Genomic DNA, 16145 nt, shown 5'->3' with positions numbered 1-16145 from the left:
GCACCTCGCACACTGCCGGCTGCCGGTTGCAACCGGCAGCCTTCGCCTTCGCTTCTTACACGCTGATCTGAGTCTTCTCGGCCTCGGCCGCCTCGCGGGCGTATTGCTCAGCGAAGTCGGCCTTCGTCATGAAGCTGTTGCGCGCGGTGTACGACGGAATCTCCACCGGGTAATCGCCCGAGAAGCACGCCTCGCAATAGCCCGGCGTGCGCACGTCGGGCAGGCTGTCGCGCAGGCCCTGCAGGCTGATGAACGCCAGCGAATCGGCGCCCATCCACTCGCACATTTCCGCGTTCGTCATGTTCGCCGCAATCAGCTGGTCGCGCGTGTCGGTGTCGATGCCGTAGAAGCACGGCCACAGCACCTCGGGGCTGACGATGCGCAAGTGCACCTCGGTGGCGCCGGCGGCGCGCAGCATCTCGATGAGCTTCTTCGACGTGTTGCCGCGCACGATGGAGTCATCGATGACCACGAGACGCTTGCCGCGGATGACCGACGGCAGCGGGTTCAGCTTCAGGCGAATGCCCAGCTGACGCATGGCCTGCGTGGGCTGGATGAACGTGCGGCCCACGTAGCGGTTCTTCACGATGCCGTCCGAATACGGGATGCCGCTTTCGAACGCGAAACCCATGGCCGACGGGATGCCGCTGTCGGGCACGCCGAGCACCAGGTCGGCCTCGGCCGGGGCCTCGCGCGCCAGGATGCGGCCCATGTTGCGGCGCGCCTGGTAGACCGACTGGCCGTCCATGATGGAGTCGGGGCGGGCGAAGTACACGTACTCGAAGATGCAGCTGGCGCGCTTGGCGGCGGAAACGCCCTGCTCAGACGTGACGCCCTGCTTGCTGAAGCGCACGATCTCGCCGGGCTCGACGTCGCGCACGTACTCGGCGCCCACGATGTCCAGGCCGCACGTTTCGCTGGAAACCACCCAGCCGCGGCCGTCGGGCAGCTGGCCGATGCACAGCGGGCGGATGCCGTTGGGGTCGCGGAACGCGTACAGGCAATCGGGGCTGGCCAGCACCATGGCGTAGGCGCCCTGCAGGTGCTCCATGGCGTAGCGGATGCCCTCGCGCAGGTGGTGCGTCTTCTGCGTGACGTTGCCGATAGCCTTCGCAGCCACTTCCGAGTCGGTGCCGGCGCGCAGCTGGATGCCCTCGTCAATCAGGCGCGCACGCAGCGAGTTCGTGTTCACCAGCGTGCCGTTGTGCGCCAGCGCGATGAGCGTCTCGTCGATGGCCGAGATGTGCGGCTGCGCGGCCTCCCACGACGCCGCGGCGCCGCTGGTGGAATAGCGCGCATGGCCCACGGCCACGAACCCTTCGAGCGCGGCAAGGCGCGCCTCGTCGAACACCTGCGTGACCAGGCCCAGGTCCTTCGACACCATAATGGTTTCGCCATCGCCCACGGCAATGCCGGCGGATTCCTGCCCGCGGTGCTGCAGCGCCTGCAGGCCGAAGCACGTCATGCGCGCAACGTCCTCGCCCGGGGCGAACACGCCGAACACGGCGCACTCCTCCTCCAAGCGGTCGGGGCGCTCTCCCGGCAGAATCGAGGTGCTCATGCTGCTGTCTCCTTTGCCGCTTCATCGACGGCGGCCACGTCCTCGGGGTTGACAATGCTGGTTGCGCCGGCGGGCACAGCCGCGCCGGCGGTTTGCTCAGCCACGTACGCGAACAGCACCCAGCGGCCGTTTTGGGCCGAGTTATCGCAGGTGGCGAGCGTAAACGTGTGGTTCATATCCGTAGCCGAGGGCAGCCCCTCGACGGACACGACGGAACGGTCTACCTTGTCCTGCACGTATGCGGCGCGCTCCTGCTCGCTGGCGAACACCGTTTGCGCAAGCGGGTCGTCGGCGGCGCAGTGCACCAGGCTGAACGTGGTCAGGCGGTAGTTTCCGGACGGGGTGAAAATGTACACGGTTCGGCGCGCGTTGAACGTGTCGGGGTCCTCGAAATCGGCGATAGGCGAGAACATGGAGCCGTCGTTCATGTGGTGGCCGTACACGATGTTGTTCGCGTCGGAGAAATCGGCGGCGTTTTCCGCAGACAGGAAGATGGCGCCGAACGACACGGCCCAGTTCGTTTCGCCGTAAAAATCGGTTTTGAGGTAGTGCGCATCGTCGTCGGTGTGCACGATGGGAAGGTTGATGGTGGTGCCGGGAATGTAGATCCAGCCGATGGTTTCGGGGTTGATGGCGCGCAAGGCATCCCAATCAACGGTGAAGCTGGCCAGGTCGGTGCGCTCAAGCTGCGCGGTATCGGGCGGGTTGAAGCCCGTGGCCGCAAGCTCTTTGTTGTTCTGCTGGCCGTGCCAATACCCGTAGCCGATGAACGCAAGCGCACTGGCGGCAATGACGAACACGATAATGGCCACGATGAACACGACGCGCCACACCCCACCGCCGCGCTTGGCGCGAGCGGCGCTGCCGTAGTTTTCGCGCGCGTACGCGCCGGTTTGCGCCGCGGCCGGACGAAACGCGCCGGGCTGCGCGGGCGCGAGCTGGCTTGCGGGCGCGGACGGGCGCGCGTGCGCCCCGCGACGCGAGCTGGAAGCATGCTGCTTGTCGGACATCTGGGCCTTCCCTTAACGCCGCGCGCAGCCGGCCAAGCCGCACCGCGCGCAGCGCATTCGTTTCGAATTCGTTACCATCATACGCAAAGCGCCCCCGGTACAGGGGGCGCATACGTACGAAACCGCAAATCCACTATCTTGTTGCCGCAGCGTGCGATGCACGGCCTGCTATTTCTTCATTTCGTCGAGGAAGCCCTTGACGATGAAGCCCACGATGATCAGCACGATGATGGCAACGATGACCGGAATGGTCCAGCCAGGAAGAACGCTCAAATCCATGATAATCCCCTTTTACTAGTTCCGAAGTTTTAGCAGCGTTTTCACGCCTTAATCCTGTATTACTTGAAACGTCATAGTACCGCGCAATCACTCGCCGTGCAAGCGCGCTTCAAGCGCGTCGTTGATGATTTCGAGCGCTTTCACGCGGGCGAAGCGCTTGTCGTCGGACTCCAGCACGATCCACGGCGCAAACGGCGTGGACGTCAGGCGGAACATGTCCTCGACAGCGCTTTTGTACTGCGGATATTTATCGCGGTTGCGCCAATCCTCGTCCGTGATCTTCCACTGCTTTGCCGGGTCGTCCTGCCGTGCGCGGAAGCGCGCCAGCTGCTCGTCGGGGCTGACGTCCACCCAGAACTTCAGCAGCACGGCGCCCCAGCGCACCAGGTCTTGCTCGAACTCGTTGATCTCGTCGTAGGCGCGCGCCCATTCGGCGTTCGACGCGAAGCCCTCCACGCGCTCCACCAGCACGCGCCCGTACCAGCTGCGGTCGTAAATGCCCACGTGCCCCGCCTTCGGCAGGCGTGTCCAATAGCGCCACAGGTGCGGGTGCAACAGCTCGGGCTTCGTGGGCGCCGGGCTGGGGAAGATGGTGTAGGCGCGCGCGTCGAGCGCCTGCGCCACGCGCTTGATGGCGCCGCCTTTGCCCGCCGCGTCCCAGCCTTCGAACATGACCATAAGCGGCACGCGCGCCTGGTACATCTCCATTTCCAGCTTGTTCAGGCGCTCCTGCTGCGCTTTCAGGCGGCGCTTGTACTCGTCGGGCTCAAGCGACAGCGTGTGGTCCACCTTATCAAGCGACGGCAGCTTCGACACGATGCGGAAGCGGCTGGCACGCGGCGCATGGGCGTGCTGCTCGGCCGCCTGCGCCGCCGCGGCCTGCTCGATGGCGGCCTGCACATCGGCGCTGCGACCCTCGATGGGAGCCTCGTCCAGGCTGCCGGCACTGTTGGCCTGGGCTTTTGCCGCCGCTGCAGCCGCCGCCGGGTCGGGTGCGGCCGCCAGCGCGCGCGAAAGCGCGTCCACCAGCGTTTCGGCGATGGCGATGTTGGCGCGGCGCTTGTCCTCGCCGTTGATCAGGTGCCACGGCGCGTACGAGAAGTCGCTGCCCTCAAGCAGGTTGTCGTACAGGCGGTACGCCTCCTCGTATTCGCCGATGGTGGCCATTTTCCCGTCGCTGACGCGCCAGGCCGTGGCCGGGTCTTCGCGCAGGCGCGTCAGGCGCTTGCGCTGCGCCTCCTTCGTCACATGGACGAAGAACTTCACCACCACGTAGCCGTCGTCGGTCAGCTGCTTCTCGAAGTCGGCCGCGCTTGCCAGCGCGCCGCGCAGCGCGTCGATGTGGCGCTCCTCGGCGGCCTCGTGCACGGCGCGCGCCACGGCGGCCTTGGGCCGCTTCACTTTTCCGTGCTTGATTTTCACGTCCCCGAACTGGGTATACAGCATGCGCTGCACCGACGTGGTATACCAGCCGCGGTCGTAGAACGTGATGGTGCCGCGCATGCCCAGCGCGTTCCAGAACTGCTGCATGGACGGGTAAAAGCCCGTGACGCCCTGGCTGTTGCCGGGAAACGCCGCCATGTCGGCCACGTTGATGTTCTCGGTGACGTAAACGCTGGTGGCGCGCGCATCCAGGTTGTACATGAGGTCGGAGATGCGGCTGCCCTTGCCCGCGCCGTTCCAGCCCTCGAACAGCACCACCAGGCCCACGCCGGCCGCGCGCGCCTGCTGCTGCAGCACCACCAGCTGCTCGGTCAGCTGGTCGCGGCGGGCTTTGTACTCTTCCTTCGGAAGCGGCTCCTCAGAGAAATCGACGGTCTCCAGCATAGGCGGCCCTCCCCTTCGCGATCGATACCATCCCACACGGCTAGCGGCTCCGAGCAGCGCAACGGCGCGTGCAGCATGGCGGGAATCCTTGCCTTCATGCTAGCACACGCCGAAGCGGGAACGGCGGCGACAGGGAATCGTAACCAACCGTTGACTTTACCTGCGACGCCGGCGTATCGCGACGATTGCCGCCAGGGCCGCCAGGGCCACCGCGACGAGCGCAGCGACGCTGGTTGCCGCAGCGCCGGTCTTGGCGGCCGCGGCGCCTGTTTGCCCGAGAGCCGCGACTCCGGAAGCCTTGGCGGAGCCAGGGCCCGACGACGAACCGTCGGGGTTGGCGGGGTCGGAGCCCGGAGGATCGCTCGGATCCGGCTTCGAAGGGTCGAAGGGGTCCGGTTTGCCCGGGTCATCGGGACCACCGGGGTTATCCGGGTCGTCAGGGCCAGGCCCGGGCCCGGGTCCGGGATCGGGGCTGTCAGGGTCCATCGGGTCCGGCCCGGGGCCCGGAGACGGCGGGTTCGCGGGATCCGGCGCGGGTTCGGGGTTATCCGGATCCACAGGCCCCGGTCCAGGGTCAGGGTCAGGATCAGGCCCCGGATCGGGCGGGTCGACCGGGTCGGGGCCGGGTCCGGGATCAGGCGGGTCGACGGGATCAGGGCCCGGCCCGGGGTCGGGCGGGCTCGGCGGGTCTACGGGATCGGGGCCCGGATCGGGGTTATCGGGATCGGGATCGGGCGCCGGCGGATTCGGCGGATCGACCGGATCAGGGTCGGGGTCGGGGCCCGGGCCGGGCGGATTGGGCGGGTCTACCGGATCGGGACCCGGATCAGGGTTGTCGGGGTCCACAGGCCCCGGCCCGGGATCGGGCTCCGGCTCCACCGTGAGCGTGCCCGGCACGATAGTCGCGGCGAAGTTCGGGTCGTCGACGCTTGCAGTAATAATGTAGTCGCCAGCCGGGGACTTCTCGTCGGCATCGCACGAATAACGCACCTCCACCCCATCCGTGTTCGCACGGCTCACCAAGCTGCTGGTGAAGGCGGGGTTGCTCTCCCCTTCCATACGCTCGGCATCGTCCACCGCCACCAGAAGCTGGGCAGGCGCCACCGAGATGGTCAGCTCCATGTCATCGGCAGCAAGGTAGTTGCGGCTCTCGGCCGCGCGGGCGATCACGCGCGCGACGCCAGCTGCATTGATCGTGGCATAGCAGCCCTGCAGCGAAACGAGCGCATCGCCGTCGGCGTCCTGCACAAGCTCGAACGTCACCGGGGTCTTCGCCGTATTCTGCAAGACGATGCCCGGGCCGCCGAACACGCCCGAATACGATGTCGGGCCCGTGATGGCCTGCGGCGCCTTCGCTATGGTGAACGAGGCTTTCTGCTCCCCGACCAGGTTCGGGTTCTCCACGCGCGCGGTCGCAACGTAGCTGCCGCTGTCGCGGGGAGCCTCCGAAGTCGGGCCGTACGCGGTGCCGTCCTTGCCCTCGTACGCCACGGAATAATCCTGCTCGGGCAGCCCGCACGCATCCACCTGCACGCCATGGGCATTCCCGTCGTACACGCAATCAACCGCCGCGATGTCGAAGGAAACGGGCTTTTGCGCAATCGCAAACTCGGCGACGGCGCGCCCGACGCACCCGTTTGCGGCCAGCCTTGCCACCACCCGGTACGTGCCCGCATCCGTGGGAGCCGTGCTGCCGGAATAGCGGGTGCCGCCCGTTCCCGAGAAGGACAGCGCAACCGAGCCGGCGCACTCAGCCGGGACGCCCTCAAGCTCGGGGGCCTGGGGCTGACCGTCGTACACGAAGTTCCCCTCGGCGAACGACAAATCCGCCTTCTGCGGCGCAACCATCAGCGCAAAGCGGGCAACACATGTCTGACCAGCAGAATCAGAGCACACGATGCCAAAGCCGAACACTCCCGCGCTCTCCGGCGTTCCCACGATCTGCACCGCGCCGTCCTCGGCAACTTCCAGGCGCAGGCCCTCAGGCAACGCGCTGTCAGGCGCAACGACATACGCATAAGGCGCGGTACCGCCGGTAGCGGGCTTTATGGCCCCTGCATATTCGCTATGCGCGGTCGCAACGGGCAACCCGCATGCGTTGAACGCCAGGTCCTCCCGCTTGGCTATGGACACCTCGGCCCGATCGGTCTCGACGGACGTCACCGTGCCCAGATACGTTTGCGTGACACGGCAATAGTACGAACCCGCATCCGCCGCCGCAACGCAAGCCAGCGTCAGCGAAGGGGACGTTTCGCCTTCAAGCGCCACGTCATCGCCGCCGTCGGTCACGCGGAACCACTGATAGCCCAGCTCATGGGTCGCCGCGACCCCGCACGATACCTCCTCGTGGGCAAGAACGTCCTCGGCAGCATCGGCCGCAACCGAAAGCGTCACCGCTTCGCCCTCATGCACGCTGGCGCCTTGCGGCTGCGCCTTCACCACGGGCTGACTCGCGCGAGCAAACAAAAACGCCAGTTCCTGCGGCGCCTTGACGCCGTCCAAGGTCGCACGATAGCTTCCGCCCTGGTAGTCGGCTATGTCAAGCTCGACGGCATCTGCGGCCGAGCCGTCATCGCGCACGTCGGTCGCGGTCGCGCGCTCCAGGTAGCACCCCGCATCGGGCGCAGCCGTGAACGAGACGCTGCCGCCCCAAGGCACGGCCACGCTGGCAGGATCCACCGTGCCGTTGACCGCCGACGCCTTCGCCGAAAGCATGGGCTTCTCCACAAACCTGGCCGTCACCGTCATGTCGGCGTCAGGCGCGAACGTCCAAGCCGCGTCGGTGCTCAACGGCTCGCTCCCAACGGCGCCGCCTTCCCCGATCGCATACCAGCCATCGAAAACGTAGTCTTCATCAGGCACGGCTCGCAACGTGCACGAGGAGCCGTTCTCCACCTTGTCGACCACGGCACAACCCCACTCATCGTTTTCCGACGAGCCATCGATATGCCCGCCGTCGCGCGGGTCGACCGCCAAGACGTTCCATGAATCCCTTACGTAATACGCCGTGTAGGTCTTGTTCGCCACCGCCGGCCGCACGATGATCGGGCTGAAGCCCACCGGCGCGCCGCGTTCATCGATCCAGCAGCGGAACCTCCAACCGGGGAACGGGATGGTCACCATCCACGTCGCCGTCAGGTAGCCGTCGCCGGTGAAGGGGACCACCGTGGAGAAACCCGCGCTAGCCGGATACGTGTCCACCTGCAGGTCGAAACCCGCGTCGTAGAACACCGCTGTCAGCTGCATGTCCTGCTGGGCGATGCCCACGTACACGGCGTTGTAGCTCAAGATGGCGCCCGCATCGTCGATCCAGTGCGAGAAGCGATAGGTAGCCCACGGGATGGCCATAGCCACGAACGGGTCTCCCTTGTCGCAGGTCATCGTAGCGCTGGTCAATCCGTTTCCCCTGGTCAGGAATGCCTTTCCGCGCAAAATGGAACTTTGGGACGCGGTGATGGTGACCTGCCCATCCGCCTCGAACTGCGCATAGTACAGCACGTCGGACTTGGCCTCGAAACTGAGCACCTCGTCCGTGCTGACCACGACATGCCCCTCCCGGTCGGAGGTCCAGCCGACGAACCGGTAGCCCAGGCCCGCAACGGCGTTGAGCGTGACGGTCTCCCCCGCCTCGTAGGCGCCGGTGCCCTGCACGCGGCAACGGCGGTTCGTGGACTTGCCCTTCACCACCGGGGTGGCCTTGACCGCCACCTCGTACGGGTCGGCGAACTGCGCCTCAAGCTCCAGCACGCCGTCGTCTATGGCTTCGATCAGGCCCTCGTCGAGCACGAACCAGGCGTCCGCGTCGTCGGCGAAATGCGTCTTCGAGCCGTCGGCGCCCACCAGCTGCCAGCCAACGAAGCGGCGGTCGTCGGTCTGCCGCGCCTGCACGTGCACCACCTGACCGAACTCGTACACGCCCTCGCCCGACAGCTCGCCGACGCCCTCCACATTCGAGCTGAGCGACACGCCGTAGGAGTTGCGCTTGAAGCACGCGGCGTACGCGGCATCGCCCGAAACGGCCACCGTGCACTCGGGAAGGCCGCTGACCTGCGCGCCCTGCGCATCGCGCCAGCAATCGAAGGTGAAGCCGGGCTTGGCCGTGGCCGACAGCGTGGTGCGCTGCCCCTCGTCGAAGCCGCCGAAGCCGCTCACGTAGCCTGCCTCCGTCGGGGAGGCGATGGTGCTCACCGTGAACGAGCCCATGCCGAACACGGCCTCCAGGTCGATATCCGCGCTCACCGGGAAGCGGTACGTGGCATCGGTGGACAGGCAGGCGCCGCCGCTGAACCAGCCGACGAAATGCGCCCCGGCATCGGGGATGGCGCTGACGCACGCCACCTTGCCCGCGGCGTAGGTGCCCGAGCCCGTGGCGCTGCCAAAGCCTTCACCTGCGGAAACGTTCACGGTGAACTGCTTAGCCGAGAACACAGCGAACAGCTTCATCTCACCAGAGGGCACGAAGCGATAATCCGCATCGCGACTCACCACGTTGCCCCGGTCATCGGCCCAGTATTCGAATGCATAGCCCGAAAGCACGTGGGCGGAAAGGTTCGCCGAATAGCCGGCGTCAACTACCCCGGCGCCCTCGACCCAGCCGGCCGAACGGTCCTCGATCAAAACCCCGCCGTCGCCGGCCACTGCCGGCACCGCCGAAATCTCGTAGGAGCGCTCCTCGAAATGCGCCACGTGCACGTGGCTGCGCATCAGGCGGCACGTGAACTCGGGCGCGGTGGACTCCAGCTCGCCGGTAGCGGAATACCAGCCCGTGAACTCGTAGCCGGGCGACGCCTGCGCCTTGAGATCGACCTCCGCGCCACGCTCGGTGAACACGCGGCTGGCCCGCACCGACCCGCCGTCGGCGGGGCTTGCCACGGGCAGGCAGACCACCTCGTAGGGCTTGAACGCCGCCGTGACCGTGCACCGCTCCGATTTGGCGGTCAGCCCCTTCGCCACCACATCGCATTCCATATCGAGGCTGGTGAAGATGCCGTTCACGTACCAGCCCCAGAAGAAGTACCCTGTCTTGGGCTCGGCCTTCAAATGCAGCGTATCGCCCAACGAGAAGGAATCCGTCGTCGGCGTGACCTCGATGCCGTTGCAGGTCACCGTTCCGCCGAGCCACGTATCGGCCGCGATGACCACCTCGGGCTCCGCGCCCTTGAACACCGCCTTGTACGTCTGGTCCCCCGTCACGCGCACGGTCAGCTGCTGCTCGGGATGCTTCTTGCGTTTGCCGTCCTTCCAATGGGCGAACCGGAAGCCCTCGTTCGGGTTGGCCTTGATGGTCACGGTGCTTCCGTACTCCGCCATGACCGCGTCGGCGCCGGGATGCCCCTCGATCTCGACGGTGCCGCGTTCGACCAGGAGCGAATCGGTCTCCACGCTTATGCGGTAGCGATTGGGCACGAACACCGCGCGCACCGCCGTATCCTGCTCGGGGGTGAGCTCCAGGTGACTGGGATCCGTTCCCATGGGAACCCCGGAATCGCCAAGGTACCAACCCTTGAACGTGAACTTGTCGCGCACGTCGTCGGCAAGCTTCACGGAAAGGGTGACGGGCTTGCCACTTTCGCAATAGCCGTCGCCGGTCACCGTGTACTTCCCGGCAAGATCGTCTACGGGTTCGACCACCACGCTCACCTTGCACAGGCGCTGGAAGCGGGCGGTCACCGTACAGTCGGCCACGGGCGCGAACGTATAGGTTTGGTCGTGGGAAGCGAACGTGGGCGCCACGTCGGCGGCACCGTAGCTGATATACCAGCCATCGAACAGGTAGCCCTCGCGGGCCTCCGCCGTGGCGGTGAGGCTTTCCCCTTCGGGCACGTCGAGCACCTCGCCGATGCTTTCCCCGTTTTTGAGCGTGGCCGTCCCGCCCTCGACGGGATCGGCGGCCGCGCGAACGGAGTGAACATCCTTGCCGTCCATCACAGCCGCGACGCGCCCGTTGCCGTCCACGCGATACTCGCACACATCGCCGCGTTCGATGGCGGTGCGCCCTGAATCGTCGGTTTTGCGCCACTCCACCAGCTTGTACTTCTTATCCGGGTCGTCGGCGCGCACCGCAGGCACCGCCGTGAACGTGAGGATGTCGCCGTCGGCAGCCCTGACCACGCCGCCCTCCACGGGCAGGCCGTCGCAGAGCACTTGCGCGCCCTCGTCGGGGTCGGCGGCCACCACGATGGTGCGGTCGGCCTTGCGGAACTTCGCCACCAGGTGCCTATCGACCTCGGCAGGGAACACGTACACGGGCGACTTCGAGACCTCGATGCCGTCCTCGAACCAGCCGACGAACGCATAGCCCTCGCCTTCCGTGGCGATGACCTTCGCCTCCTGGCCCTGTCGCGGCGTCTGCACATCGGGCGTGGCGTTGCAAACCGGTGGGGATGCCGGCATCGACGCCTGTCACCTCGGCGGACGTGGTGATGCGCACGTTGCGCTCGAACACGGCCGTCATGGCCACCACCTCAGGCGTGGCATCGGTGATGCGAATCTGCATGCGCTGCGACACGGAGCGCTCGACGCCGTCCTCCTTCCAGCACACGAAGCGGTAGCCCGGGTTGGGGATGGCTTCAAGCTCGGCGATGGTGCCCTCGAAGTGGATGCCGCCGCCGCGCACGGTGCCGCCCTCCGCGGGATGGGCGGCGGCCAAGATCTCGACCGAGTGGTCGCCGTGGGGCTTGTTCGGGTCGTTGTCGTGCTTGTGATGGTCGAAGATGTCCTTGATCTCCCTGAGGGCGTTCTTGCCGATCTCGGCCAGCTCCTCGATGGTCTCGGCGCCGGCGATGTCGATCATGGCCTGCGCGATGATGGGGTCCACCAGCTCGCCCAAGCCGTATATGGCGGCGACGACCCCCACCGTGCCCAGCACCGCGAGCAGCGCGGTTTTGAGCGCTTCGAACGCCTCGTCGTCGTTTTCCGCCACGCGGAAATGCGCTATCAGCTCTGTGTCGCCAGTCAGCAGGAACGTGTACGAGCCGTCGGACGCTGCTGGGACCGTGTTGCCCAGCGCGTCGGTGGCGTAGTCGAACACGTAGCCCGGCTCGGGCACCGCGTTCACCGTCACCTGCTGGCCAACGCCGTACAGGCCCGAGGTCAGGAAGTAGCCCGGAGCGTTGCCGTCCTCGTCAGAGCCGGCAACGCTCAGCACCACGCTCGCCGGGACCGCCGAGTACCAGGGCGTGACCTCTACCTGCGCGGATTCGTTCACGGGCTTCGCCACCTGGTATTCGCAGGTAGGTTGGTCGCTGATGGCCACGGAGCCGTCGCCGTCAGCCGCGTACCACCCCACGAACTGCGCGTTGTCAAGCGTCGCGGAAAGCTGGACGGTCTCGCCGACGTTGCGGTAGCAGTTAGCCGCATCCACCTGCAGATAGGCGTACGCTTCGGAGCGATCGGTTGCTTGAGCGGGGTTGATATGCACGCCCACTTCCTTCAGGGAGAACCGCGCCTGCAGCGCGACGTCGCCTGCTGCCGCGAACTCGTACACGACCGATTCGCACACGCGCTCGCCCGTGGCGGCATCGAACCAGCCGGTGAAGACCGTATCGTCATCGAGCATGCCCAAGGCCTTGGCGTCAAGCGTGACCGTCTGGCCGCCTTCTGCGGAAAGGCTGCCCGTCACCTGCGGGACCTCCACCCCTTCCATCAGCGTCCGGCCACCCGTGTCGAGCGTCTGCTCGTAACCCACCTTGCACGCAACCGACTCGAAGGTAGCGGTGTAAAGCGGTGACCGCTTTACTAATGCGTCCGTCTGAGCAGCGCTTTCAGCGGTCACGACCAGCTTTTCCCCGCCCTTGATGGGCTCGCCGTCGCGCAACCAACCGGCGAAGGCGTAGCCCACATGCGGCATTGCGGTAAGCGTGACCTGGGCACCTTCCTCGTACATACCGGAACCGGTAACGCTGCCCCGATCGGGCTGCGCCGACGCGGCGCGCACGGCCACCCACGTCTGCGAGAAATCGAACGCGAACCAGCCGGTCACCTCGTCGAAGTCCTGAACCCGATACGCATACGAAGCCTCGATGGACAGCAGCTCGCCGCGATGCATCCAGCCCAGGAAGCGGCACCCCTTCGCCGGAATCGCCGACAGCTTGACGGTCTGCCCCAGCTCGTACGTTCCCGAGCCGCTCACCTGGCCGAGCGCCAGGCCCGACGCGCTTTTCGCGGACACGTTCAGCTGCCCGTACTCCACCAGCACGGCGATAGGCGTCTCGCCAACAACGGCGTCATATTCGATGGTATCCCCAGGGCGGCTTCCCAGATAGTGCTTGTCAAGCGAGCTCTCCCAATGGTCAAGGCGATACTTCAATGCATCGTATTCGCAGGTCAGCGTCACATGCTTGCCCGCATAGGTCGTGAAGCTCGTCCCCATGTCGCGCCCGTCGACCAACACGCTGGCCTTTGCACCGACAACCAGCTGCCCCTCGGCGCTGCCCAGGCGCACCTCGGGCGCCACCTTCGCCTTGTCGGCGAACGCCGCCGTCAGCAGCGTGTCCCGCTCCACCGCGAACTCGTACCACTGGTCCTCGGAAAGGATGTTTCCCTGCTCGTCGGTCCAATAGGCGAACGTCCTGCCGGGCGTGGTGGCGTTTGCCACCACCACGCAGGTTTCACCGGGCTTGTACTGGCCCGCGCCGGTGGCGCTGTCCCCGGAGGAGAGCGCGCCGCCGTAGCGGATATCCACCGCCAAGTCGGTGTTGCCGCGCTCGCGCATGGGCTCGGTCGAGTACGCATCGAAATACACTTCGCCGTCGTCGTAGGTCATATGGATGCGCTGGCCGTGGAAGCTTGGGCGGAACAGATACCCCTCGTCGGGATATACCTCGATGAACTGGGCGAACGCGCAGTTCTTCAAGTCCTCGTAATCGAACGAACTCCTGCCATACACGTGGTCGAACGTGACCTTCATGCCGGCAAGGGAAACCTTGTCGTCCTCGGCGTACTCCATGACGTCAGGATCGCACTCGATCCGAAGGCCCTTCAGGCACTCGGCAACGCTGACGGGAGTTGCGCCGTTGCAGCTATCCCAGTTCCGCTCGGGAAGGCCCGACCGATACAGGCCGACCAGGCCCAACGGAACCATCACCTGCATCCCGCGCTTGGGGAACGTGTCGCTGTCGATGAGCACCGCATGATCGCACTGGAAATATGCATAGTCCATGTTCGTGCCGGCGAACGCCCGGCTGGGCAGCTGCTCGATTCGCGAGCCGCTCGGCAAGACCAAGCCGCCGTCAAGGTTCGACCCGGAGAAGCACCCTTCGCCCAGCTGGCTCACCGATGTGTTCGTCTCAAGGCCCGTCAGGTGCAGATTAGGGCAGTTGGCGAACGCCCAGGTGCCCACCGAGGCGATCTGTTGGTTTTGCCCCAAGCCCGTGTCGGACAGGTTCTGGCACCCCTCGTACGCGTCGGCGGGGATGGACGTCAGCCCCTTCATATTCCCCAAACCGGTGGACTCAAGGCCGCTGTTCTGGAAGCACCCTTCCCCCAAGGCGCCGATTTCAGCGGGCTTCTTAATGGAAAGGCTGGCCAACGAGGAGCAACCGGCGAACGCCCGCGCGCCGATGGAGCCGATATGCATATCGGAGAAGCTGACCTGGGAAAGGTTCGCGCAATCGGCGAAGGCGGAGTCGCCTATGGAATCCAGGCGATCATTCTCGAAGAACACCGACGTCAGGCTCGTCGAGCCCTCGCACAGGTCCTCGGGGATATCGGCAACGTGGTAGTCGACGATAAGGTTCGTGACGTCACGCGCGGAAATGGCGTTGCGCTCGGGGTCGTCCTTGTCGACAGGCTTCGTCAGATTGCCCTCTTTGTCGCACGCATACATGTACCCGCTGGCCATAAGCTTGCCGAACGGGTACAGGACCCCCTGCTGCGCCGGCTCTTCGTCGGCGGCGCGCTCTACCGGGTCGTCCGCCGCATCGGCGGCGGCGGCCGAGGCCCCGGCGGCGGCGTCGGCAGCCGAAGCCGCTTCGCCCGAACCCTCCGAGAGCGAAGCGGCCTGCTCGCCAACCGACGCGGAGGGGGACCCTCCCTGCGCCGACGCACCCTCGGCCGCGTGGCCAGGGATGGGCGTGAACGAGACCACGAGCGCCACGGAAAGCAGCACTCGGAGAAGGGCATTGCAAATACCGACGCTCTTCATAGAAGGCACCTTTCAACTGCGTCTCCAACCCGCGGAACGCAAGGGAATGCATACCTTATATTGTAAGGGATGGCAGGGCCCCGCCACACGGAAATCCGGCAGCTGCAGGCCACCGCCGCGCCGCCTTCCCCTCTCCGAAAGCGACAACGTTAAGGGAGCGTAAATTCTTCGCCCAAAAGCCGTCAGCGCCGCCTACGCACGTCAAGCGAAGGCCCGCAACCTTTATCATGGGTAAGGTTCACTTCATGCCGACGCATCGCGCCGGCGCCATCGCAAAGCGGGACCGGCGCATAGCGCCATCGAGGAAGGAAAACGGCAATGCCCACCTACGGCGTCATCGACCTGGGGTCGAACTCCATTCGCCTTGTCATCTACGAAGTGAAGGACGATCGTCGCAGCACCTATTCCAGCAAGGACTTCAAGAGCATCATCAACGACAAGGTGATGGCGGGCCTTGCCGCGTTCGTGGAAGACGGCGTGTTCACCTCTGACGGCGTGGACCGCGCCGTCAACGTGCTGAAAAGCCACATGAAGCGCGTGCGCTACTTCGGCTGCAAGCGCGTCGACGTGTTCGCCACCGCCGTGCTGCGCAACGCCGTGAACTGCACCGAGGCAGTCGCGGAAATCGAACGGCGCTGCGGGCTGGCGGTCACGCTGCTGTCCGCGCGCGACGAGGCGCACCTCGGGTTCGTCGGCGCCCGCTGCTCCACCCCGCTCGAGCGCGGCACGCTCGTCGACATCGGCGGCGGTTCCACCGAGCTCACCCGCGTCGACGGCGGCCGCGACAGCGACGATGTCAGCCTCGGCCAGGGTTCGCTGTCCTCGTTCGCGCGCTTCGTCCGCAACATCCTGCCCGTGCCCATCGAGATGGACGCCATAGCCTGCGAGTTCCGCGGCAACCTGCGCAAGCTTCCCAGCCTCGAGCCCTACAAGGGCCCCACGCTCTACGGCGTGGGAGGCTCCACGCGCGCGGCGGCCAAGCTGGTCCAGCAGCTCGACGAGCTGCAAACGCGCCCGCGCGAGGTCCAGGCCGAGCAGGTACTCCAGATCCTCGAAGCCTGCCGCAGCAACCCGGCCGCCTTCGGGCACGCGGCCCTGAAGGCTTCCGCCGAGCGCGTGCACACCATGGTACCGGGCTGCGTCATCTTAGCGGAGCTGTTCCGCCATCTTGGCGCCGATAAGCTGGTGATATGCAAGCACGGCGTGCGCGAAGGGTACCTGATCGAGCGCATGCTCGGGGCCGTGTCGGCACCCCCGCAAGCGGACTGATCGAATCCGAAACAGAATCGTTACCTTTTTCACCCCATATTTTCGGGCCCGGTGG

The 16145-nt window shown here is 66.1% G+C and carries 6 protein-coding genes; 1 reads left to right on the top strand and 5 read right to left on the bottom strand.

The window, feature by feature from the left end; all coding sequences use genetic code 11:
* Positions 1 to 55: 55 nt before the first annotated feature.
* The 5 genes from purF to ET524_RS11955 all read right to left on the bottom strand — a co-directional run bounded on the left by purF (position 56) and on the right by ET524_RS11955 (position 14821).
* Entirely contained in the window at positions 56 to 1561 is a 1506-nt protein-coding gene (gene purF, locus ET524_RS07665) for an amidophosphoribosyltransferase (RefSeq protein WP_129424671.1), read from the bottom strand.
* Positions 1558 to 2571 carry a class B sortase gene (gene srtB, locus ET524_RS07660; RefSeq protein ID WP_129424670.1) on the bottom strand — a complete coding sequence of 338 codons (1014 nt, stop codon included), beginning with the start codon at positions 2569 to 2571 and terminating at the stop codon, positions 1558 to 1560. The genes purF and srtB overlap by 4 nt, the downstream gene beginning before the upstream one ends.
* Positions 2572 to 2937: 366 nt before the next feature.
* Entirely contained in the window at positions 2938 to 4677 is a 1740-nt protein-coding gene (locus ET524_RS07655; RefSeq protein ID WP_129424668.1) for a polyphosphate--AMP phosphotransferase, read from the bottom strand.
* A 156-nt stretch (positions 4678 to 4833) separates the two neighbouring features.
* Positions 4834 to 10995: an InlB B-repeat-containing protein gene (locus ET524_RS07650; protein WP_330854451.1), complete on the bottom strand. Its 6162-nt coding sequence runs from the start codon at positions 10993 to 10995 to the stop codon at positions 4834 to 4836.
* Positions 10895 to 14821, bottom strand: a complete 3927-nt coding sequence (locus ET524_RS11955; RefSeq protein WP_129424664.1) for an InlB B-repeat-containing protein — start codon at positions 14819 to 14821, stop codon at positions 10895 to 10897. The genes ET524_RS07650 and ET524_RS11955 overlap by 101 nt, the downstream gene beginning before the upstream one ends.
* Before the next feature lie 318 nt (positions 14822 to 15139).
* Here ET524_RS11955 and ET524_RS07640 point away from each other — a divergent pair, with 318 nt between their 5' ends.
* Positions 15140 to 16090, top strand: a complete 951-nt coding sequence (locus tag ET524_RS07640) for a Ppx/GppA phosphatase family protein (protein WP_129424662.1) — start codon at positions 15140 to 15142, stop codon at positions 16088 to 16090.
* Positions 16091 to 16145 lie beyond the last annotated feature (55 nt).

The organism is Senegalimassilia faecalis, from assembly GCF_004135645.1.
GTDB classification, from domain to species: Bacteria; Actinomycetota; Coriobacteriia; order Coriobacteriales; family Eggerthellaceae; genus Senegalimassilia; species Senegalimassilia faecalis.
This window is presented reverse-complemented; position numbering and strand designations above follow the sequence as displayed.